This is a genomic window from Allobrachymonas wangyanguii (assembly GCF_045055315.1).
Lineage (GTDB): Bacteria > Pseudomonadota > Gammaproteobacteria > Burkholderiales > Burkholderiaceae_C > Brachymonas > Brachymonas wangyanguii.
Map to the genome: position 1 here is coordinate 2,055,033 of NZ_CP173677.1, position 20,581 is coordinate 2,075,613.

Below are 20,581 nucleotides of genomic sequence, written 5' to 3' on the forward strand. Positions count from 1 at the left end.
CGGACACCTGTATGAACAAGGCCTTGCCCAGATCGGCAAACGCTGCAATCAGCATGGGGAAAAACCATAGTCTTCCGTGCGATTTGGCTTATCTGGAAAATAGACAGGTTCAACCTGTTACACCTATAACCAGATTCATGACCATGACCACTACCCGACTGGAACACGACCTGCTGGGCGACCGCGAAGTCCCCGCCGAAGCCTATTACGGTGTCCACACCCTGCGTGCCCAGGAAAACTTCCAGATTTCCGGTATCAACATCAACACCATGCCGCGCCTGATCGAGGCGCTGGCCGCCGTCAAGGCCGCCGCTGCCAAGGCCAACCTGGAACTCGGCCTGCTACCGCAGGAACAGGCTGATGCCATCGTCGCCGCCTGTGCCGAAATCCGCAACGGCGCGCTGCATGAGCAGTTCGTGGTGGACGTGGTGCAAGGCGGTGCCGGCACCTCCACCAACATGAACGCCAACGAGGTGGTCTGCAACCGCGCGCTGGAGCTGATGGGCCACCAGCGCGGTGAATACCAGTACCTGCACCCGAACGAACACGTCAACATGGCGCAAAGCACCAACGACGTGTACCCGACCGCCATCCGCATCGCCGCCTGCTTTGCCATCCGCAACCTGCTGGGCGCCATGACCCACCTGCGCAACGCCTTCGCCGCCAAGGCCGAGGAGTTTTCCGGCCTGCTGAAAATCGGCCGCACCCAGCTGCAGGACGCCGTGCCGATGACGCTGGGCCAGGAGTTCTCCACCTACGCCGTCATGCTGGAAGAAGACATGATGCGCCTGGAGAAGGCCGAGAAGCTGATGTACGTGATCAACCTGGGCGCTACCGCCATCGGTACCGGCATCACGGCCCACCCCGAGTACGCTGCGCGCTCGCTGCGCCACCTGCGCGAGATCACCGGCCTGGACCTGTCCACCGCCCCCAACCTGATCGAAGCCACGCAGGACTGCGGCGACTTCGTCGAGCTGTCCGGCGTGCTCAAGCGCATTGCCGTGCAGCTGTCCAAGATCTGCAATGACCTGCGCCTGCTGTCCAGCGGCCCGCGCGCCGGCTTTGGCGAGATCAACCTGCCTGCCATGCAGGCCGGCTCGTCCATCATGCCGGGCAAGGTCAACCCGGTGATCCCCGAAGTGGTGAACCAGGTCGCCTTCGAGGTGTTCGGCAACGACGTGACGATCAACTTCGCCGCCGAAGGTGGCCAGATGCAGCTGAACGCCTTTGAGCCGATCATTGCCAAGTCGCTGCAGCGCAGCCTGGGCCTGCTGGCCACCGGTTGCGTCACGCTGGCTGACCGCTGCGTGTCCGGCATCACCGCCAACGAGGAGCGCCTGCGCCAGAACGTGGAAAGCTCGATCTCGCTGGTCACGGCACTGAACCCGATCATCGGCTACAAGCTGGCCACGCAGATCGCCACCGACGCCTTCGTGCAGGGCCGCAATGTGCGCGACATCGTGCTGGAGCGCCAGCTGATGTCCGAACAGGACCTGGACGACGCGCTGAGCGCCGAGCTGCTGACGCAGCCGCGCGCCTACAACAAGAAGTAAGCGCTTCTTTCAGCCTCGCCTGAACGCAACAGGCCCCGGTGTGAACTGCACCGGGGCCTGTTGTCTTGTGGGCAAGCGGTCCGTATCAGCCGGCGATCTTCTTCACCCAGGCGACATAGGCATCGACCCAGCCTTGCACGAACTTCTGCGTGCCGGCATTGGTGAACTGGAAGTCGGCATCCACCGTGTTGTCGTCAAACTTCAGGTAGGCCTCGGGCGCGGTCAGCGTCGGCATGTCCAGGTAGGAGATGATGTTGCGCAGGTGCTGCTGTGCCAGCGCCGTGCCGATAGCACCCATGGAGGCACCGATCACGCCAGCCGGCTTGCCGGCCCAGACGTTCTGGCCGTAGGGGCGCGAGCCGTGGTCCAGTGCGTTTTTCAGCACGCCCGGAATCGAGCGGTTGTATTCCGGCGTCACGAAGATCACGCCCTGCGCCGCGGCAATCTGCTGCTTCATGCGCTTGACCTGCTCGGCCTGGTTCGCATCGTCGTCCTGGTTGTAGAGCGGCAGGTCGCCGATCTCGACAAAATCAAAGGAAAACTCCGGCGGTGCCATCTTCGTCAGCGCCTGGGCCAGCTTCCGGTTATAGGAATCCTGGCGCAGGCTGCCAACCACCATGGCGATCTGGTACTGGGACATCGTTATCTCCTCATGCAGGGGTTGTCGGGGAAGGCTCAGTGTAAAAAGCGGCAGAAGCCATCATCGTGGGCATGGACAAGCGCCTGCTGTAGGACCAGCGCTCAATCCGCCAGTTCGGTGCTGATGCGCACCTCGCCGGTCAGCAGCTTGTGCATCGGGCAGATATTGGCGATTTTCAGCAGCTGGGCACGCTGGTCCTCGTCCAGCTCGCCCTGCAGCAGGACGCGGCGTGCAATATCGGTACCGGCTTCCGGCTTGCCATCCGGGTTCAGCGAGAGCTCCACCTGCACGCCGGTCAGCGGAATCTGGCGGCGCGTGGCCACCATCTGGATCGTGATCGCGGTGCAGGCGCCCAGGCTGGCCAGGATCAGCCGATCCGGGCTGCTGGCGGTATTGCCGCCGCCCAGCTCCTCGGGCTCATCGGCGGTCCAGCTGTGACCAAGGTCGTCCTGGAGCGTGACCAGATACGGGGTATCGCCCAGGGTGGCGCGGACAAAGGGAGTGGCGGACATGATCGGTCTCCTTCAGAAAATGGGGCTGCCCACAGCCTACCACCGCGTTACGGCGCACTGGCGACAAGGCCTGATCATTTAGCGGACTTTGCTTCCTGTCACACCGGCCTGCGCAAGGCAAAACGCCAGCCAGGATCGCTCCCGGCTGGCGCGGCTACGGTCAACGGGGCGTCAGATCCCCGCTGTCAGCGCCTCAGCGCTGCTGTTCCTTCTTCTGACGCAGATCGTCCTCCATCATCTCGAACCACATCGCGTTCATGACCGCGAACAGGGCTGCCAGCGGCAGTCCCAGAAGCCAGGCGAAATACCACATGTCAGATCTCCTTCTGTGAATGCTTGCAGGGAAAGGGGTGCAGTTGCTCAGTAGGCATGGCCACCGCCCTCCTCGATCTCTTCTTCCGTGACCTTGCCGCGCATCACCGAATAGACCCAGCTGGTATAGGCTAGGATGATCGGGATGAAGATGATGCTGGCCACCAGCATGATGAACAGGATCAGGTGGCTGGAGGAGGCGTCCCAGACCGTCAGGCTGGCCTGCGGCTGCACGCTGGACGGCAGGATAAAGGGGAACATGGACACGCCCACGCTCAGCACCGTGCTGGCCACGGCCACGCCATTGGCCAACAGCGTGAACAGCTCGCGCCGCTGCGTGAAGCCCCAGGCCGCCAGCAGCGAGCCCAGCACGCCCAGCGCCGGCACCAGCCACAGCACGGGGGCCTTGGCATAGTTGGCAAACCACTGGCCGGCCACGCCGCCTTCAGCCGTCTTCATCATCGGATTGGACGGGCCGGAGGTGAGCACCTCGCTGGTGATGCGGTAGCCGTCCACCGTGAGCCACAGCATCACGCCGGCCAGGATGAACAGCACTGGCGTGAGCAGCGCAAAGATGCGGCCATAGCGGCGTGCGCGCTGTTGCACCGCCCCTTCGGTCTTGAGCTGCAGCCAGGCCGCGCCATGCGCCGCCAGCATCACCACCGACACCAGGCCGCACAGCAGCGCAAACGGATTCAGCAGGCCAAAGAACGTGCCGTCGTAGTAGATCTGCATGTCGGGTTCGAGCCGGAACGGCACGCCCTGCAGCACATTGCCCATGGCCACGCCAAACACCAGCGCCGGCACCAGGCCGCCAATGAACAGGCACCAGTCCCAGGTGGTGCGCCAGGCCGGGCTTTCGATCTTGCTGCGGTACTTGAAGCCGACCGGACGCAGGATCAGCGCCAGCAGGATGGCAAACATCGCCAGGTAGAAGCCGGAAAACGACACCGCGTACAGCTGCGGCCAGGCGGCAAAAATCGCGCCGCCACCCAGGATCAGCCAGACCTGGTTGCCTTCCCAGATCGGGCCGATGGTGTTGATGCCGACGCGGCGCTCGACATCGGTGCGCGCGACAAAGGGGTTGAGCATGCCGACGCCCAGGTCGAATCCATCGGTCACGGCAAATGCCACCAGCAGCACGCCCAGCAGCAGCCACCAGATGACGCGCAAGACCTCATAGCTCAGGAGTTCGTGAAGAATCATGGTTATCTCTCCTCTTGTGTCCGGTTCAGGGCTGGGCCGCCGTCTGCTGCGGCAGCGCGTAGGGCGAGGTTTTCAGCTCGCGCTTGTCCTGGGCGTCCAACACCGGGCCCTTGCGGATCGCCTTGAGCATCACCTTCATTTCCACCACCAGCAGCACGGTGTAGAGCGCGACAAAGCCCAGCAGCGAGATCAGCACGGTGCTGGCACTCAGGTTCGATACCGCCACCGCCACTGGCAGCACGCCGTCGATCGCCCAGGGCTGGCGGCCAAACTCGGCAACAAACCAGCCGCATTCGGCGGCAATCCAGGGCAGCGGGATGCTCCACACCGCCAGTTTGAGCAGCCAGCGGTGCCGGTCGAGCTGGTGGCGCGCCGACAGCCAGAAGAACACCGCCGTCAGCAGGATGAAGTACATGCCCAGCCCGACCATGATGCGGAAGGTCCAGAACAGCGGTGCCACCTGCGGCACGGTGTCCCAGGCGGCAGCGGCAATCTGCTCTTCCGTGGCCTGGCGCGGATCGTCCAGATAGGCTTTCAGCAGCAGCGTGTGGCCCAGATCCTTGCTGTGCGCATCAAAACGGGCGCGCAGCTCGGCCGGAATCTCGCCGTGGCCGTGGCTGCGGATTTCCTCCAGCGCGTCATAGGCCTGCATGCCGTTGCGGATGCGGCCCTCGGCCTGCTTCACCAGGTCGTTGATGCCCGGGATCTCGGTCGTCAGCGAGCGCGTGCCGATCAGGCCCATGGCCCAGGGCACGTGCACGGCGTAATCGGTGCGGCGTTCGGCCTGGTTCGGCAGGCCGAAGGCGGTGAACGAAGCCGGTGCCGGCTCGGTTTCCCACATCGCCTCGATCGCGGCCAGCTTCATGCTCTGGTGCTCGCCGGACAGGTAGCCGCTTTCATCGCCCAGCACCACCACCGACAGCGCCGAGGCCAGGCCAAAGGACGCCGCCACCGTCATCGAGCGTCGCGCCAGATCGATATGCCGCCCCTTGAGCAGGTACCAGGCCGAAATGCCGAGCACGAACATCGCCGCCATGGTGTAGCCGGCCGATACCGTGTGCACGAACTTGGCCTGTCCGACCGGGTTGAACAGCACCTCGGCAAAGCTGGTCACTTCCATGCGCATGGTCTGCGGATTCAGCGCCGCACCCACCGGGTTTTGCATCCAGCCATTGGCAATCAGGATCCACAGCGCCGAGAAATTGGTGCCCAGCGCCATCGCCCAGGTGACGATCAGGTGCTTGACCTTGCTCAGCCGCTCCCAGCCAAAGAAGAACAGGCCGACCAGCGTCGCCTCCAGGAAGAAGGCCATCAGGCCCTCGATCGCCAGCGGCGCACCGAAAATGTCGCCGACATAGTGGCTGTAATAGCTCCAGTTCATGCCGAACTGGAATTCCATCACGATGCCGGTGGCCACGCCAATCGCAAAGTTGATGCCGAACAGCGTGCCCCAGAACTTGGTCATCTGCCGCCAGATCGGCCGCTTGGTCATCACATAGACGGTTTCCATGATGGCCAGCATGATCGCGAGTCCGATCGTGAGTGGCACAAACAGGAAGTGGTACATGGCCGTGGCGGCAAACTGCAGCCGTGACAGCCCAACAATATCGAGATCCATGGAAAACTACCTCCTTCGTATCCCAGTCCAAAAAACCTGCACCCGATGCTGGCAGCTGCCGGCGTCAGGCCGATGACGCTCAACCGTCGCGCAGACGCGCCAGCGCCTGGGCGTAGCCCGACGATCCGCGTGGCCAGTTCCCGGTCACGCGCCCCTTGTCCAGTACCAGCAGCCGGTCCGCCAGCGCCGCCTCGCGCCGCACATGGGTGGCGATCACGCCGGTCCGATTCTGCAGCGCTGCGGCCAGGCCGTCCAGCACCTCGGCGGCGGTCACGCTGTCCAGACCGTCCGTCGGTTCGTCCAGCAGCCAGAAATCGCTCTCGGCCAGGAACAGCCGTGCTAGCGCCAGCCGGCGCGCCTGCCCGCGTGACAGGCCGAGCCCGCCTTCGCCCAGCAGTGCATCCAGCCCGTCCGGCCGCGCCGCGATGACCGCCTGCAGGCCGGCCGCCTCCAGCGCCTGCCAGAGGACGGCATCGTCCAGATCACGCTGCTGCAAATTCAGGTTGGCGCGCACGCTGTCGTGGAACAGCGCCGGCTGCTGCGGCAGCGCCACATCCGGCTGCGCCTGCACGCTGCCGGCATCGGCCGCCAGCTCGCCGGCAATCAGCGCCAGCAACGTGGACTTGCCACTGCCGCTCGGCCCGATCAGTGCCACGACTTCACCCTGCGCCACCGCCAGATCAACGTTGGCGACACGCGGCTGCTGCGCCCCAGCCACCGTGACCTGGCGCAGTTCGGCCGCCAGGCCGTCAGCGGGTACCGGCAAGGGCGCATCGGCCTCGGGCCGGGCGCGCAAGGGCTGCGCCAGCCGCCGCGCCGCCAACAGGCTGGCCGACCATTCCAGCGCCCCGCGCCGCATCGCGGCAAACGGCTCCATGCCGGCCATCGCCATCAGCAGCAGGAAAGCCGCATTCGGCACCGACATGCCGTGCTGCAGCACCAGCCAGCCAGCCGCGACTGCCGCTGCCGCCAGCGTCAGGGAATGCAGCATCTGCCACAGCGCTGCGGCCCAGGCATCACGGCGCTGCAGCCGGGCATCCAGAGTCGCCAGCTGCGCCTCAGTCTGCTGCCAGCGCGCCAGCCAGGCATCCAGCTGGTTCGCCATCACCAGCTCGGTCTGCGCGCCAGCCAGATCCAGGCTGAGCTGGCGCAGGCGTTCCGCCAGCCGTGATTGCGCCAGGCTCAGCCGCGTAGTGCTGCGCACCAGCCAGAGCACGATGCCAAAGCCCCACAGCAGGAACCAGAGCAGGCCGGCCAGTCCCAGGCCCGGATGATGCCAGGCCAGCCACAGGCTGATCAGCAGCGTGCCGCACACGGCCGCCGCCGTCGGCACGATCAGCCGCAGGTAGAGCGATTCCGCCGCATCCAGATCGCGCGTCAGGCGCAACAGCATGCGGCTCGGGTGCAGGCGCCAGCGCCCGCCATCAGCCACGCCGCGTACGGCAAAGGCACGGAACAGGCGCTCGCGCACCGCCACCAGCGCCTGCAGCGTGGCGGCGTGCGTCGTCACGCGTTCGCCATAGCGTGCTGCCGTGCGCCCCAGTGCCAGCAGCCGGATGCTGGCCGAGGGCGTGAACACGTCAAACGCGATCGCCGCCGCACCGGCCAGCCCGGCAATGGCCGTACCGGCAATAAACCAGCCCGAAATCCCCAGCAGCAGCACGCCAGCCAGCGCCGTGGTGCAGGCCAGCAGCACGCCTATCGCCATGCCGCGCCCTTGCTTGTCCAGCAAAGCCTGCAACAGCAGTCGGAGCGCCTGGCGCTGACGTGGCGCCTTCATGCCGATACCTCCTGCCGTACCCAGTGCACGCGGCCAGCACCATCCAGCGCCAGCTGCTGCGGCAGCACCGCGATCAACGCCGGATCATGCGTGGCCACCAGCAGCGTCTTGCCCCGCGCGATGCGCAACAGCGTCTCTATCACCTGCGACGCCGTATCACTATCCAGGTGTGCGGTTGGCTCGTCCAGCAGCAGCAGGTCGGCATCCTGCGCCAGAGCCAGTCGCGCCAGCGCCAGCCGCAGGGCTTCGCCGCCGGAGATGCCGCTACCGCCCTCGCCCAGCGGCTGCGCGCCACGCTGTCGGTAGACATCACCCAGCCCAACCTGCTGCAGCAACTGCGTGATCTGCGCTGGCGTGCTGTCGCGGCCCAGCGTCAGATTGCTGCGCAGCGTACCGGCAAAGAATGCCGGCTGCTGCCCCATCCAGGCCATGCGCTGGCGCAAGCCGGCCACGCTGGCATCGTCCAGCCGTATTCCATCAATCCGGATCTCGCCCTGCCGCAAGGCCGCCAGACCGGCCACCATGGCCAGCAGCGTGCTCTTGCCGCTACCGCTCGGACCGGTGATCGCCACCTGGGCACCGGCGGGAATCTGCAGGTCCAGGCCGGCACTGTCCTCCACCATCGGAACGCCATCCGTCATGCGGCCCACCGCCGGGACGGCACCGTCCAGCACGATGCCCGGCGCGCGCGCAGGCACCGTCTGCGCCGACACCGCTACCGGCTGCGGCTGCATCACCAGCGGTGCCAGTCCATCCAGCATCTGCTCCAGCCCCTGCTGCGCTGCCTGGCCATTGGCGCGGTCATGCCAGACTGCCGACAGTTCGCGCAGCGGCTCGAAAAAGGCCGGTGCCAGCATCAGCACATACAGGCCGGCATGCAGGCCCAGCGGCGCACCCCAGGTACCAAAATGCAGCTCGCCCAGCAGATGAAAGCCGATATACACCGCCACCAGCGCCACGCCCAGCGCCGAAAACAGTTCCAGCACGGCCGATGACAGCATCGCCACATGTAGCACGCGCATGGTCTTGCGTGCCACGCTGCTGCCCTGCGCCGTCAGGCGGCTGGCGGCGGCATCCACCGCATGCAGGGCGCGAAGGGTTGGCAAGCCGCGCAGGCGCTCCAGCAACTGGCCATGCAAACTACCCAGCGATTGCAGCTGCGCCTCGCTGATCGCCTGGGCACGCCAGCCGATGATGGCCATGAACAGCGGAATCAGCGGTGCCGCCATCAGCAGCAGCAAGGCCGCCAGCCAGCTGTGATACGCCACCACCAGGGCAATACAGGGCGCCACGATCAGCACGCGCCACTGCGCCGCCTGGTAGCGCGCCCGCCAGGGCAGCACCGCCTCGGCCTGCTCCATCCAGACCCGGGTGATCTGGCCGGAGGGTGGGCGCTGCGCATCGATCGGGGAACTGGCGCGCAGGCGTTCCGCCAGCTGCCAGCGCAGCGCGCTCAGCCCCTGGCGCGCCTGCAGCCAGGTGATGCGGGTACCGGCATATTCCAGGCCGGCACGCAGCACGCCCAGTCCGGCCACCAGCAAGGCCGCCTGCCCGATCAGCCGCGGCAGATCCGCTGCTGGCCCCGAGCCGGTCGCCTGCGCCATCAGCGCGGCCACCACGGCAGCCAGCCACCAGGCCTGGACCAGCCACAACAGGGAGCCCAGCCCCTGCAGCAGCAAGGGCCAGCGTGGGTCACGGCGGGGGACAGACAAGGAATTGGACATGCACCGTAGCCAGCCGTGCCGGATACAACCCGGGTGGCTGGTCCACCCTGTCAGCAGGATGGTGCGCCTACCTTACCAGATCGCCAGTAGCCATGCTGCCGGGTCGGTCTCCCACAAACCAATTGCCCTGTCAATCAGCCGGAAGGGCCAGCCAGCTCCCCCTGAATGGGACTGGCAAGCCGGCGCGCTACCGGACTATGCTCGCAGGCACCCTGTCGTCACACTGTCTGCAAGGAGGTTACGCATACAGCCATGGCCAGACCCTACAAAAGCCGCCACGTGTCCTGTGACGTCGTGGCCAACTATTTCAAGCCGCGCGGCATTCCGGTGCACGAGCTGGAAGAAGTCGTACTCGAACTGGACGAGCTCGAAGCGCTGCGCCTGGCCGATGTGGAACAGCTCTACCAGATCGATGCCGCCATGCACATGTGCATTTCACGCCAGACCTTTGGCAACATCGTCGCGCGCGCCCGCAACAAGGTTGCCACCGCCATCCTGCACGGCAAGGCGCTGCGCATCAATGACGGCAACGATACCGACCCGGCGGCCACGCAGCCAGACGACAAAAACGGGGCCTGAACCGGTTTCCCGATCCAGACCCCGTCAGGGATCGTGCCCGTCAGGCGGGCAAGGCTGGCCGTGGCCAGCCTGATGCATCAGCCGTGCACGCGGAAACGCTCGGCGTCATCCATGTAGGCCTTCTCGCCAAAGCCGCCTTCGTTGGAACCGAAAGGCATCATGGCGCGCAGCTTCCAGCTGGCCGGCAGGCTCCACTCGGCAGCGGCAGCCGCATCCGGCAGCGGATTGTAGTGCTGCAGGCTGGCGCCGATGTTGGCTTCAGACAGTGCCACCCACACGGCAAACTGGGCGATACCGCTGGCCTGCTCGGACCAGATCGGGAAGTTGTCGGCGTAGGCAGCAAACTGCTCCTGCAGGCCCTTCACCACGTCCTGGTCTTCGTAGAACAGCACAGTACCGGCGCCGGCAGCAAAGCTGTTGATCTTGGCTTCGGTCGGGCCAAAGCTGTCAGCCGGCACGATCTGGCGCAGCGCGTCCATCACGAAACCCCAGAACTTGTTGCTCTCGGCACCAAACAGGATCACGGCGCGCGAGCTCTGCGAGTTGAAGGCGGAAGGAGACTGCTTGACGGCATCCTGGATCAGGCGCGTCACAGCGTCCTGGGACAGCGGCAGGTTCTTGCCCAGGGCGTACTGGCTGCGGCGCTTGCTGATGATGTCGATAAACTGGCTCATGGTGTTCTCCTGAAAATGGTCTGGCCCGCTCGGGCTCAAGAAATCGGCAGCACTGCGCTGCCATGGATTCAATAGTAGGGCAAGCAACTTGCCTACGGAATCGTCAAGATGGAAATTCTTTCTTTCCATTCTTGACATGATTGGTCATGCACCGGACATCAGCCGATGGCCGGGGCATCCACCAGCACCAACTCGGCATCCTCGCTGGCCGTGATGCGGATCAGTTCCTCGTCGCGGATGGCAGCGCCATCACGTGCCTGCAGCGGCACGCCGTTGACTTCGACCTGGCCCTTGGCCGGCACCAGATAGCCGTGGCGGCTGGCATCGGCAAAGCGGTATTCCACGCTTTCGCCCGCCTTCAGCGTGGCACCCAGCACGCGCGCCTGGGCACGGATCGGCAGGGCGCCTTCGTCGCCGGCGATACCGCTGGCCAGCGTGACAAACTGGCCAGAACGGTCACCCTTAGGGAAGGGCTGCGTGCCCCAGGACGGCTCGCCACCGCGCTGGTCCGGGAAAATCCAGATCTGGAAGATGCGCGTGGTTTCCGACTCCAGGTTGTACTCCGAGTGGCGGATGCCGCTGCCGGCGCTCATCACCTGCACATCACCGGCCACGGTACGGCCCTTGTTGCCCAGGTTGTCCTGATGCGTGATGGCGCCTTCGCGCACATAGGTGATGATTTCCATGTCGGCATGCGGGTGCGGCGGGAAACCGGTCTGCGGTGCAATCGCATCGTCGTTCCAGACGCGCAGCGCACCCCAGTGCACGCGGTCGGGATCATGGTATTCGGCAAAGGAAAAATGGTGCTTGGCATCCAGCCAGCCGTGGTTGGCGGCACCGAGGCTGTCGAGGCTGCGTCGTTCAATCATGTCAGTGTCCTTGGGTGTATGTTTACGATGACTCCAGTGTAGATTTTTCAGCATCACTTGAGAATCCGAAAGATGGAATATCATTCTTTCCAATTCCTTCATCATGCAAGGCCACACCATGCAGAAACTTCCCGATCTCGAAGCCTGGGCGATTTTTGCCAAGGTCGCCGAAACTGGCTCCTTTGCCCGCACCGCCACCGCCTTCTCGCTGTCGCAGGCCACCGTCTCCAAGGCCATCAGCCGGCTGGAGGCGCGCATCGGCACCACGCTGTTCCACCGCAGCTCGCGCCGCGTCACGCTGACGGATAGCGGCCACGCCGCCCTGGAGCGCGCCAGCCGCATCCTGGAGGATGGCGAAGCGGTCGAGGCCGAAATTGCCGAACAGTCCACCAGCCTGCGCGGCCTGATCCGCATCTCGGCACCCATGTCCTTCGGCATCCGCAAGCTGGCGCCACTGCTGCCGGATTTCATGCAGCAGCATCCGAAAGTGCAGCTGGATATCCAGTTTGACGACCGCCAAGTGGATCTGGTGGCAGACCGCTTCGACCTGGCCCTGCGCATTGCCAAGCTGCACGATTCCAGCCTGCTGGCGCGCCGCGTCTGCCGCATGCGCGTGTTGCTGGTCGGTGCGCCCTCCTACTTTGCGCAACACGGCAAGCCGCAGCACCCGCGTGATCTGGCGCAACACCGCGCGCTGCAATACACCCTGATGCGCAGCCCGGCGCACTGGCGCTTTACCCACGCCGAACACGGTGACTACCAGCAGGAAGTGCCGGCGCAAATCCAGGCCAACAACGCCGAAGGCCTTACCCCCGCCCTGCTCGCCGGCCTCGGCCTGGCGCTACAGCCCGAATTCCTCGTCGATGACGACCTCGCCGCCGGCCGCCTGGACACCGCCATGGAGGACTGGCAGATCGAGGAGCTGGCGCTGCATCTGGTCACGCCGCCGGGACGCAGAAGGCCGGCGCGGGTGCAGGCGCTGATGGAGTATCTGGTGGGGCGGCTGGGGGAAGCAGGCTGACATGCCGTACGTAGTCACAAGTGCCACCCTGACGTTATCACCGCAAATTCTGCGGCGATAAAGCACTGCAATCACCGCAAGATCTGCGGCAGGCAACAAAAAAGGCCTTGAACTCGCGTTCAAGGCCTTGAATGGGTGGTGGGTCGTGCGTGACTCGAACACGCGACCAACGGATTAAAAGTCCGCTGCTCTACCAACTGAGCTAACGACCCACTCGGCTTCTGTTGTCTTATCGATCACAGAAGCTGAAATTATAGCGAGGTTTTTTCGGTTTTGACAAGTGGTGTGGAAATTTTTTTCAACATCCACCCTGCCGCTGCCATGCCGAAACTCGCCGTCACCGCCACGGCCGAGCCGTAGCCGCTGCAATTCAGGCTGCCATCAGGGCTGTCGGCCCCGGTTTCACAGGCTTCGGGCATGCGCACGGGTTCGCGGCTGAAGACACAAGCCACGTCCATGCGCTTGCCGTCTCGCGGCGCGCCGTACTGCTTGCGCAGGCGATAACGCAGCTGTGCCAGCAAGGGATCGTGGGTCACACGCGACAGGTCATCGATCTGCATCAGTTCGGCCTGCTGTTTGCCGCCCGCCGCGCCCACGGTAATGAAAGGCAGCTTGCAACGGCGTGCCCAGGCCGCCATGGCGGTTTTGGCCGCCATCTGGTCGCAGGCATCAATCACGCCATCGACATCAGACGGCACCAGCCCCAGCCAGTTGTCGGGATCGACAAAATCATCAATCAGCTGCACCTGGCAATCCGGGTGGTAGCTGGCAATGCGCTGCTGCATGGCCTCGATCTTGGCCTGGCCCAGCGTGCGGTCGGCAGCGTGGATCTGGCGGTTGATATTCGATTCGGCCACGTGGTCCATGTCTACCAGCGTCAGCTTGCCGATGCCGGTGCGCGCCAGTGCCTCGGCCGCCCAGGAACCAACGCCGCCAATGCCGACCACCAGCACGTGCGCGGCCGCGATGCGGTCTGCACCCTGCTGGCCATACAGGCGCGCCACGCCGCCAAAGCGGCGCCCGGCATCCACCTGCACCGGCAACTCCATCGCGTCCATCATTTCAGTCGCGCCAGCCGGTCACGACCCACGCCAGCCGCTTCGGAAGACGGGTAGCGCGCAATCAGCTGCTGCAGCGTGCTGCGTGCGCCAGCGGTATTCTTCAGGCCGATCTGGCAGTTGGCAATGGACAACATGGCCTCGGGCGCACGCTCGTGATTCGGCGCCTGACGCACCACGGTCTGGAAATGGCCCATGGCCGACTGGTAGTTGCGCAATGCGTAATCGGAGTTGCCCAGCCAGTAGCGTGCCGCAATCGCTTCTTCGCCACGCGGATACTGGTTCAGGTAGTTGCGGAAGCCGGTCTGGGCACGAGCGTAATCGGCCTTGCGGAAATGCGCCAGCGCGGCATCAAACACGTCCTGGCCATCATCGGCCTCAGCACTGGCGGCCGGCTTGTCGGCCGCCGGCCGGGTTGCAACTGCCGCAGCCGCCTTGGGCGCAGGAGCCGCCGGGGCCGCCGCAGGCTGCTCGGTCATGGCGCGCGCCAGGTCGGTGTGGCGCTCCTGGAGCTCGTTCAGTTCACGCGTCAGCTGCTCCTCGCGTCCGCGGGAGCGTGCCAATTCGGTCTGCAGGGTATCGATCTGGCCCTGCATCTGCTGCACGCTGCTGCGCATGCCGGTCATTTCCTGTTGCATGCCCTGGTAGCGCTCGCGCAAGTCCAGAATGGCACGACGGGCCTCGTTGTCGCCAAACAGCTGCGCCTGTGCCGGCTGCAGCGCTGCCAGCGACAACGCCGCTACCAGCACGGTACGCGATTTCAGATATCTCGGGATCATTCCTTGTCCATTCCTCGGGTGGGACGGGTTCAGCGGTAGCGGAACTCCACGCGGCGGTTGCGCTCGTCATTGCCGGCGCCCGGCACCGCCGGCTGCTCCTTGCCAAAACTCACGGCCTCGATCTGGCTATCTTGCACGCCTTGCAGCACCAGGGCACGGCGTACCGCTTCGGCACGACGCTGGCCCAGCGCCAGATTGTATTCGCTGCCCCCGATTTCATCGGTATGGCCTTCCAGCACCACGCCGGTGCCACGGTTGGCATTCAGCCAGCGCGCCTGGCCTTCCACCACCGGGCGCGCATCGGGGCGCACGCTGTAGCTGTCAAAGTCGAAGAACACGGTGCGCGCCACGTCCTGCGGGCCGCCGCGCGTACCATCGGCCTGGCCAACGCCAACCGGCGTGACGGTGCTCTGGCCGGTGCTGCCAGCCTGGTTGCCGGCGGCATCGGCTCCGGTCTTGGGGGCGGAAGAACAGGCGGCCAGGGCGGCGGTGAGTGCCAGGGTCAAGAGGGCGCGTTGCATGGGCTATCTCCAATCTATATAAGGTGGCACAAGGCCGGTCATGGCAACCCTGCCGGGCTGCCGCGTAGTCAATTACTGCAGCGGAGCCCAGGCCGGCTCCCGCAATTCTCCCTGACGACCCGCCAGACGGGTCTTGATGCTGCCGTCCACCGTGGTCGTCATCAGGGTCTTCTGGCCGCCGATGCGGGTAGCGTACACCAGCATGCGGCCGTTCGGGGCAAAGCTCGGGCGTTCGTCGTGCGCGGTATCAGTCACCAGCTGCACGCTGCCATCGCGCAAGTCCATCACCGCCAGCTTGAAGCCGCCGCTGCGCGTGATGTAGGCCAGCAACTGGCCATCGGCGCTGACGGTAGGCGAAATGTTGTAGCCGCCCTGCCAAGTCACGCGCTGGGCATCGCCGCCACTGGCCGGCATGCGGTAGATCTGCGGTGCGCCGCCACGGTCGCTGACAAAGTAGATGCTGCGGCCGTCCGGGCTGAAGCGCGCTTCGGTATTGATGCTGCTGCCACTGGTCAGCTGGCGCGGCTGGCCGCCAGTCGCCGGAAGCAGGTACAGGTGCGAGCCGCCGTCACGCGTCAGCGTCACCAACAGCTGGCTGCCATCGGGCGACCAGGCCGGCGCGCTGTTGGAGCCCTTGAAGTTGGCGACCTGCTGGCGCTGGCCGGTACGCACGTTGTGCACGAACACCACCGGCTTGCCGAGTTCGAAGGACACATAGGCCAGGCGGCTGCCATCGGGCGACCAGCTCGGCGAGATGATCGGGTGGTTGCTGGCCAGCGCCGGCTGCGCACCTTCACCATCGGCATCGGACACCCACAACGTATGGCGGCCACCGGCCTTGGTCACATAGGACAACCGACTGGAAAACACGCCTTGCCGGCCGGTGATCTGCTGGTAGATCCAGTCGCTGGCGCGATGCGCGGCCAGGCGCAGGTCGGCCGCTGCCACGGCATAGGTCTGCGAGCCCATGTCGCGTTGCTGCACCACATCCCACAGGCGTACCTGCAGCTGCCAGCCATTGCCCTGGCGCTGCACGTTGCCGGCCACCAGGTAATCCGACCCCGCCTCGCGGAACACGGCCAGCGCCGGGCGGCTGGCAGCATCGAGCTGTTCGCTGCTCACCGGCACCGACTTGAACAGGCCGCTGCGCAACAGGTTGGCCAGGATGATGCCGGAAGGCTGCTGCGGCGCGCTGGCTTCGCCACGGAACGGCGACAGCGTGATCGGGTACTGGCTGATGCCGGCACCGGTGACTTCCACACGGAATTGCGCCTGTGCCGTCAGGGACAGCAGCAGGCCGGCCAGCAGGATCCAGAAAGAGCGCCACAGCGGGCGGGACAAGGAGGGACGGAACATCGGCATCTACATGACAAACAGCACTGCCACCAATCAGCAGCACAACAGGCGATGACTGGCCGCTGGCAACATGCCGGCAGCCGTCGCGATCGGAACATGGTAGGCCATGCCCGTGACAGACTGGCTGCGCAACGGGTTACAAAGGGTAAGCAATGGCGACACCCTGCATGTCCGGCCCGCGTCGCACGCGCGCACTACAATGCAGGCATTCCCTGTCACCGGACTGCCATGAACGATTCCCCCCAGGGTGCTGCTGACAGCGCCACCACGCATCGGGGCAGCACTGCCTCCGACTTTGTTCCCAGCCAGCATTCGCTGCTGGTGCGCTTGCGCCGTGTCGCCGCCTATTTCGGTGCCGATCCCAAATGGTGGGTGATTGCCGTACTGGCCACGGTGCTCAGCGCGCTGACCGAACCGGCGGTGCCGGCGCTGCTCAAGCCGCTGCTGGACCATGGCTTTACCGATGGCACGCTGAATATCTGGCTGGTGCCGGCCGCCGTGCTGTTCCTGTTCATCGTGCGCGGCGTCGGCGGCTTTATCGCCCAGTACGCGCTGTCCCGCATCGCCAACGACGGCATGGTCAAACTGCGCCGCGAAATGTTCGGCCGCCTGCTCGATGCCGATCTCGGCCTGTTCGCACGCCAGTCGGCCAGCAGCCTGTCCAACACCGTGGTCTACGAGGTGCAGAACGGCGCCACCCAGCTGGTGCAGGCGCTGATGGGCATGACGCGCGACTTCTGCACGCTGGTGGCGCTGGTCGGCTACCTGCTCTATCTCAACTGGCAGCTCACCATGGTGATCGTGATCCTGGTGCCCGGCATGTCCTGGGTCATGCGCAAGCTGTCACGCCGCCTCTACGGCTTGGCCAAGCAGAGCCAGAAAGCCACTGATGAACTCGCCTACGTGGTCGAGGAAAACGTGCTGGCACACCGCATGGTGCGCCTGCATGGCGCACAGGAACAGCAGGCGGGCCGTTTCCACATCCTCAGCCGCAAGCTGCGCCAGCTGGCACTCAAGTCCACCGTCGCCAGCGCCGCGATGACGCCGCTGACGCAGTCGGTCGCCGCCATCGCCCTGTCCGGCGTGCTGACGATTGCGCTGTGGCAATCCCAGTCGCTGCAGGGCAGCGAGCGCGAAGTCACGGTCGGCGGCTTTGTCGCCTTCGTCACTGCCATGCTGCTGCTGGTGGCACCGATCCGTCGCCTGGCCGATGTCGCCAGCCCGATCACGCGCGGCGTGGCCGCGCTGGAACGCGGCCTGGCCATGGTCGAAACCGTGCGCCCCGAACAGGAAGCCGAAACGCCCGCCAGCAGCCCGCTGCCAGCCCAGGTGCGCGGCGAGATCCGCTTCGACAACGTGACCGTGCGCTACCCCTCGCAATCCCCTGGCGTGGCACCGCATGACCTGCCCAACACGATTCCGGTCGAGGCACCGGAACCAGACGACAGCCTGGAAGCGCGCGAGCAGCAGGCCGCCAGCGCCGGCATTCCGCCCGAGCTGGCGGCCGATGCCGATCAGGGCGCGGCCCTGCAACAGGTCAGCCTGGAGATCCGCCCCGGCGAAGTGGTGGCGCTGGTCGGCCCCTCGGGATCGGGCAAGACCACGCTGGTCAACCTGCTGCCGCGCTTTGTGCTGCCCACCGGCGGCCAGGTCGAGCTTGACGGCATCGCGCTGGACCAATGGCCGCTGGCCGCGCTGCGCCAGCAGATTGCCATGGTCAGCCAGGACGTGGTGATGCTGAACCAGACGATTGCCGCCAACGTGGCGCTGGGCCAGGAGATCGACCGCGCCCGCGTGGAGCAGGCGCTGGAAGCGGCGAATCTGGCCAGCCATGTGGCGCGCCTGCCGGCCGGCATCGATACGGAAGTCGGCCACAACGCCACCCAGCTGTCCGGCGGCCAGCGCCAGCGCCTGGCGATTGCACGCGCCATCTACAAGAACGCGCCCATCCTGATCCTCGACGAAGCCACCTCGGCGCTCGACAACGAATCGGAACGCCTGGTGCAGGAAGCGCTGCAGCGCCTGATGCAGGGCCGCACCACGCTGATCGTGGCACACCGCCTGAGCACCATCGAGCACGCCGACCGCGTGGTGGTGATGGAACAGGGCCGCATCGTCGAACAGGGCACGCACGCCGAACTGCTGGCGCTGGGCGGTGCCTACGCCCGCCTGCAGCACCACGGCCTGGCGCATTGAGCGCCGCCGGCCGGCAGCTTACATCAGCACCACGTCGTACTGTTCCTGCGAGAACAGGCCCTCGGCCTGCAGCGAGATCGGCTTGCCGATGAACTCGCTGAGCGAAGCCAGGTGCTGGCTTTCCTCGTCCAGGAACAGGTCGATCACCTGCGGCGCCGCCAGGATGCGGAACTCGGCCGGGTGGAACTGTCGCGCCTCGCGCAACACCTCGCGCAGGATCTCATAGGCCACGCTGCGCGGTGTCTTCACGGTGCCGCGCCCTTCGCAGGCCGGGCAGGGTTCGCACAGCATGCGCTCCAGCGATTCACGCGTGCGCTTGCGCGTCATCTCCAGCAGCCCCAGCTGCGAAAAATCCCCCACCGTGGTCTTGATGCGGTCGCGTTGCAGCTGCTTGCGCAATTCGGCCAGCACGCCCTCGCGATGCTCGGCACGCTGCATGTCGATAAAGTCCACGATGATGATGCCGCCCAGGTTGCGCAGCCGCAGCTGGCGCGCAATCGCCTGCGCCGCCTCCAGGTTGGTCTTGAAGATGGTCTCGTCGAAATTGCGCGTGCCGACAAAACCACCGGTGTTGACGTCGATCGTGGTCAGCGCCTCGGTCTGGTCCATCACCAGATAGCCGCCGGATTTCAGGTCCACGCGGCGGCCCATCGCCTGCGCCACTTCCTCGTCGATGTTGTAGAGGTCAAAAATCGGCCGCTCGCCGCTGTACAGCGCCAGCTTCTGCACCGCGTTCGGCATGAAGGTCTGGCCAAACGCCAGCAGCACCGCATGCTGCGTGCGCGAATCGATGCGTACGCTGGCGGTGTGCTCATCCACCATGTCGCGCAGCACGCGCTGCATCAGGTTCAGGTCCTGGTGCAGCAATGACGGGGCCGGCAGCGTACGCGCGGCCTGGCGCACGCGCGCCGCGGCCTTGCGCAGATACAGCATGTCTTCCTGCAGGTCGGTATCGGGCGCGTCTTCGGCATTGGTGCGCACGATATAGCCGCCGGGACGGTCCAGCCCGGGCTCGGGCGGCAGCGTCTCCATCAGCTGCTGCACGCGCTGGCGCAGGACATCGCGCTGCTCCAGTGCAATCTTCTGCGATACGCCAATGCTGCCGTCGTCACGCGGCAGGTGCACCATCAGGCGACCGGCGATGCTGATATGGGTGGACAGGCGCGCGCCCTTGCTGCCGAGCGGGTCCTTGATCACCTGCACCATCAGCGTCTGGCCTTCAAACACCAGTTTCTCGATCGGCTTGGGTGCCTGCTGCGAGCGTTCGCCCTCTTCCTCGCGCCGGTCACGACCCTGGCCACGCTGCCAGACGTCGGCCACGTGCAGGAAGGCGGCGCGCTCCAGGCCGATATCGATGAATGCCGATTGCATGCCGGGCAACACGCGTGCTACCTTGCCCAGATAGATATTACCCACCAGGCCGCGCTGCAGCTCGCGCTCCACGTGCAGTTCCTGCACCACGCCGTTTTCGACGACGGCCGCCCGGGTCTCCTGCGGAGACCAGTTGATCAGAATGTCTTGTTGCATGAATGAGAATCCAGCGCCTGCGACTGTCGCAGGCCGATGCTCATATTGTCCACCCGAAAGTGCGCAACAACCGGGCGGTTTCGAACAGCGGCAATCCCATGATGCCGGAGAAGCTGCCCTCGATGCGCGTGATCAACGTGGCGGCATGGCCCTGCACGCCATAGCCGCCGGCCTTGCCAAACGGCTCGCCAGTCTGCACATAAGCGGCCATGCGCGCCTCGTCCAGCGTATCGAACACCACTTCGGATTCGGACAGCGCCTGCTCCATGCGCACGCCATCGGCCTGCGACAGCGCGATGGCGACGGCCGTCAGCACCTGGTGCCGGCGGCCGGACAGGCGGCGCAGCATCTCCAGCGCCTGGCCGTCGTCGGCCGGCTTGCCGAGGATGCGCTCGTCCAGCGTGACCGTGGTATCGGCACACAGGATGGGCGCCGGCGGCAGGCCGCGCGCCTGCCAGCGTCGCACCGCGGCTTCGAGCTTGAGCCGGGTCACGCGCTGCACATAGGCATGTGCCAGCTCGCCTGGCAGCTCGGCTTCCAGGCTTTCGGCATCTTCTTCGGGGCCGGGCAGCAGCAATTGATGCGCCACGCCGATCTGCTCCAGCAGCTGGCGGCGGCGCGGGCTTTGCGAGGCCAGGTAGACAAAATCCTGCAAC

At 65.6% G+C, this 20,581-nt stretch carries 19 protein-coding genes and 1 tRNA gene; 4 read left to right on the forward strand and 16 right to left on the reverse strand.

The genetic code is table 11. The annotated features are described in order from the left end of the window. The first annotated feature begins 137 nt into the window (after positions 1–137). Positions 138–1,553 (forward strand): aspartate ammonia-lyase, encoded by a 1,416-nt coding sequence (gene aspA, locus ACI3EV_RS09890; RefSeq protein ID WP_405197988.1) that lies wholly within the window; start codon positions 138–140, stop codon positions 1,551–1,553. 85 nt (positions 1,554–1,638) lie between these two features. Here the strand turns inward: aspA and ACI3EV_RS09895 are convergent, their stop codons facing one another. From ACI3EV_RS09895 to cydD, 7 genes are all read right to left on the reverse strand, one after another. Then, positions 1,639–2,193, reverse strand: coding sequence for an NADPH-dependent FMN reductase (locus ACI3EV_RS09895; RefSeq protein WP_329769294.1), 555 nt, complete (start codon positions 2,191–2,193; stop codon positions 1,639–1,641). A gap of 101 nt (positions 2,194–2,294) precedes the next feature. Further along, complete coding sequence (locus ACI3EV_RS09900) at positions 2,295–2,705, reverse strand: OsmC family protein (RefSeq protein ID WP_337690195.1); 411 nt, start codon at positions 2,703–2,705, stop codon at positions 2,295–2,297. 193 nt (positions 2,706–2,898) lie between these two features. Next, positions 2,899–3,018, reverse strand: a complete 120-nt coding sequence (gene cydX / locus ACI3EV_RS09905; protein ID WP_329769296.1) for a cytochrome bd-I oxidase subunit CydX — start codon at positions 3,016–3,018, stop codon at positions 2,899–2,901. Positions 3,019–3,065: 47 nt separating this feature from the next. Next, a complete protein-coding gene (gene cydB / locus ACI3EV_RS09910; protein ID WP_329769297.1) occupies positions 3,066–4,223 on the reverse strand; it encodes a cytochrome d ubiquinol oxidase subunit II in 1,158 nt (385 codons plus the stop codon). A 25-nt stretch (positions 4,224–4,248) separates the two neighbouring features. After that, on the reverse strand, positions 4,249–5,841 hold the full coding sequence (locus tag ACI3EV_RS09915; protein WP_337690192.1) for a cytochrome ubiquinol oxidase subunit I: 1,593 nt from the start codon (positions 5,839–5,841) through the stop codon (positions 4,249–4,251). A gap of 79 nt (positions 5,842–5,920) precedes the next feature. Then, positions 5,921–7,621 (reverse strand): ATP-binding cassette domain-containing protein, encoded by a 1,701-nt coding sequence (locus ACI3EV_RS09920; RefSeq protein WP_337690190.1) that lies wholly within the window; start codon positions 7,619–7,621, stop codon positions 5,921–5,923. Beyond that, entirely contained in the window at positions 7,618–9,345 is a 1,728-nt protein-coding gene (gene cydD, locus ACI3EV_RS09925) for a thiol reductant ABC exporter subunit CydD (protein ID WP_337690188.1), read from the reverse strand. Before cydD ends, ACI3EV_RS09920 begins: the two co-directional genes overlap by 4 nt. 252 nt (positions 9,346–9,597) lie before the next feature. On the opposite strand from cydD, the gene ACI3EV_RS09930 reads away from it, so the two are divergent. Beyond that, on the forward strand, positions 9,598–9,924 hold the full coding sequence (locus ACI3EV_RS09930) for a DUF134 domain-containing protein (RefSeq protein ID WP_329769303.1): 327 nt from the start codon (positions 9,598–9,600) through the stop codon (positions 9,922–9,924). Positions 9,925–10,001: 77 nt separating this feature from the next. On the opposite strand, the gene ACI3EV_RS09935 is transcribed toward ACI3EV_RS09930, so the two are convergent. Beyond that, positions 10,002–10,598, reverse strand: coding sequence for a nitroreductase family protein (locus ACI3EV_RS09935; protein ID WP_337690186.1), 597 nt, complete (start codon positions 10,596–10,598; stop codon positions 10,002–10,004). A 158-nt stretch (positions 10,599–10,756) separates the two neighbouring features. Continuing rightward, a complete protein-coding gene (locus ACI3EV_RS09940; protein ID WP_337690183.1) occupies positions 10,757–11,467 on the reverse strand; it encodes a pirin family protein in 711 nt (236 codons plus the stop codon). 118 nt (positions 11,468–11,585) lie between these two features. Between ACI3EV_RS09940 and ACI3EV_RS09945 the strand changes: the two genes are divergently transcribed. Beyond that, the gene (locus ACI3EV_RS09945) at positions 11,586–12,488 is read left to right on the forward strand and encodes a LysR family transcriptional regulator (protein WP_329769307.1); all 903 of its coding nucleotides are present in this window, start codon (positions 11,586–11,588) and stop codon (positions 12,486–12,488) included. 136 nt (positions 12,489–12,624) lie between these two features. Here ACI3EV_RS09945 and ACI3EV_RS09950 read toward each other — a convergent pair. From ACI3EV_RS09950 to tolB, 5 genes are all read right to left on the reverse strand, one after another. Further along, positions 12,625–12,700 (reverse strand) — tRNA-Lys (locus ACI3EV_RS09950). 39 nt (positions 12,701–12,739) lie between these two features. Further along, positions 12,740–13,546 carry a tRNA threonylcarbamoyladenosine dehydratase gene (locus ACI3EV_RS09955; protein ID WP_337690562.1) on the reverse strand — a complete coding sequence of 269 codons (807 nt, stop codon included), beginning with the start codon at positions 13,544–13,546 and terminating at the stop codon, positions 12,740–12,742. Continuing rightward, complete coding sequence (ybgF, locus tag ACI3EV_RS09960) at positions 13,546–14,325, reverse strand: tol-pal system protein YbgF (protein ID WP_337690181.1); 780 nt, start codon at positions 14,323–14,325, stop codon at positions 13,546–13,548. The genes ACI3EV_RS09955 and ybgF overlap by 1 nt, the downstream gene beginning before the upstream one ends. Positions 14,326–14,354: 29 nt before the next feature. Continuing rightward, positions 14,355–14,846, reverse strand: a complete 492-nt coding sequence (locus ACI3EV_RS09965; RefSeq protein WP_337690179.1) for an OmpA family protein — start codon at positions 14,844–14,846, stop codon at positions 14,355–14,357. A 72-nt stretch (positions 14,847–14,918) separates the two neighbouring features. Continuing rightward, complete coding sequence (gene tolB, locus ACI3EV_RS09970; RefSeq protein WP_337690177.1) at positions 14,919–16,202, reverse strand: Tol-Pal system beta propeller repeat protein TolB; 1,284 nt, start codon at positions 16,200–16,202, stop codon at positions 14,919–14,921. Between the two features lie 228 nt (positions 16,203–16,430). Here tolB and ACI3EV_RS09975 point away from each other — a divergent pair, with 228 nt between their 5' ends. After that, complete coding sequence (locus tag ACI3EV_RS09975) at positions 16,431–18,398, forward strand: ABC transporter transmembrane domain-containing protein (protein ID WP_337690174.1); 1,968 nt, start codon at positions 16,431–16,433, stop codon at positions 18,396–18,398. Between the two features lie 18 nt (positions 18,399–18,416). Here ACI3EV_RS09975 and rng read toward each other — a convergent pair whose 3' ends face one another. Both rng and ACI3EV_RS09985 read right to left on the reverse strand, forming a co-directional pair. Beyond that, entirely contained in the window at positions 18,417–19,925 is a 1,509-nt protein-coding gene (gene rng / locus ACI3EV_RS09980) for a ribonuclease G (protein WP_329769315.1), read from the reverse strand. A 40-nt stretch (positions 19,926–19,965) separates the two neighbouring features. Beyond that, a complete protein-coding gene (locus ACI3EV_RS09985; RefSeq protein ID WP_329769802.1) occupies positions 19,966–20,580 on the reverse strand; it encodes a Maf family protein in 615 nt (204 codons plus the stop codon). Between the last annotated feature and the right edge of the window lies 1 nt (position 20,581).

Coding starts and splice junctions, on each gene's coding strand:
- ACI3EV_RS09900 (WP_337690195.1), bottom strand. CDS start 2,705: ATGTCCGCCACTCCCTTTGTCCGCGCCACCCTGGGCGATACCCCGTAT.
- cydD (WP_337690188.1), bottom strand. CDS start 9,345: ATGTCCAATTCCTTGTCTGTCCCCCGCCGTGACCCACGCTGGCCCTTG.
- ACI3EV_RS09915 (WP_337690192.1), bottom strand. CDS start 5,841: ATGGATCTCGATATTGTTGGGCTGTCACGGCTGCAGTTTGCCGCCACG.
- cydX (WP_329769296.1), bottom strand. CDS start 3,018: ATGTGGTATTTCGCCTGGCTTCTGGGACTGCCGCTGGCAGCCCTGTTC.
- cydB (WP_329769297.1), bottom strand. CDS start 4,223: ATGATTCTTCACGAACTCCTGAGCTATGAGGTCTTGCGCGTCATCTGG.
- ACI3EV_RS09895 (WP_329769294.1), bottom strand. CDS start 2,193: ATGTCCCAGTACCAGATCGCCATGGTGGTTGGCAGCCTGCGCCAGGAT.
- ACI3EV_RS09930 (WP_329769303.1), top strand. CDS start 9,598: ATGGCCAGACCCTACAAAAGCCGCCACGTGTCCTGTGACGTCGTGGCC.
- ACI3EV_RS09945 (WP_329769307.1), top strand. CDS start 11,586: ATGCAGAAACTTCCCGATCTCGAAGCCTGGGCGATTTTTGCCAAGGTC.
- tolB (WP_337690177.1), bottom strand. CDS start 16,202: ATGTTCCGTCCCTCCTTGTCCCGCCCGCTGTGGCGCTCTTTCTGGATC.
- ybgF (WP_337690181.1), bottom strand. CDS start 14,325: ATGATCCCGAGATATCTGAAATCGCGTACCGTGCTGGTAGCGGCGTTG.
- aspA (WP_405197988.1), top strand. CDS start 138: ATGACCATGACCACTACCCGACTGGAACACGACCTGCTGGGCGACCGC.
- ACI3EV_RS09920 (WP_337690190.1), bottom strand. CDS start 7,621: ATGAAGGCGCCACGTCAGCGCCAGGCGCTCCGACTGCTGTTGCAGGCT.
- ACI3EV_RS09975 (WP_337690174.1), top strand. CDS start 16,431: ATGAACGATTCCCCCCAGGGTGCTGCTGACAGCGCCACCACGCATCGG.
- ACI3EV_RS09955 (WP_337690562.1), bottom strand. CDS start 13,546: ATGGACGCGATGGAGTTGCCGGTGCAGGTGGATGCCGGGCGCCGCTTT.
- ACI3EV_RS09965 (WP_337690179.1), bottom strand. CDS start 14,846: ATGCAACGCGCCCTCTTGACCCTGGCACTCACCGCCGCCCTGGCCGCC.
- ACI3EV_RS09935 (WP_337690186.1), bottom strand. CDS start 10,598: ATGAGCCAGTTTATCGACATCATCAGCAAGCGCCGCAGCCAGTACGCC.
- rng (WP_329769315.1), bottom strand. CDS start 19,925: ATGCAACAAGACATTCTGATCAACTGGTCTCCGCAGGAGACCCGGGCG.
- ACI3EV_RS09940 (WP_337690183.1), bottom strand. CDS start 11,467: ATGATTGAACGACGCAGCCTCGACAGCCTCGGTGCCGCCAACCACGGC.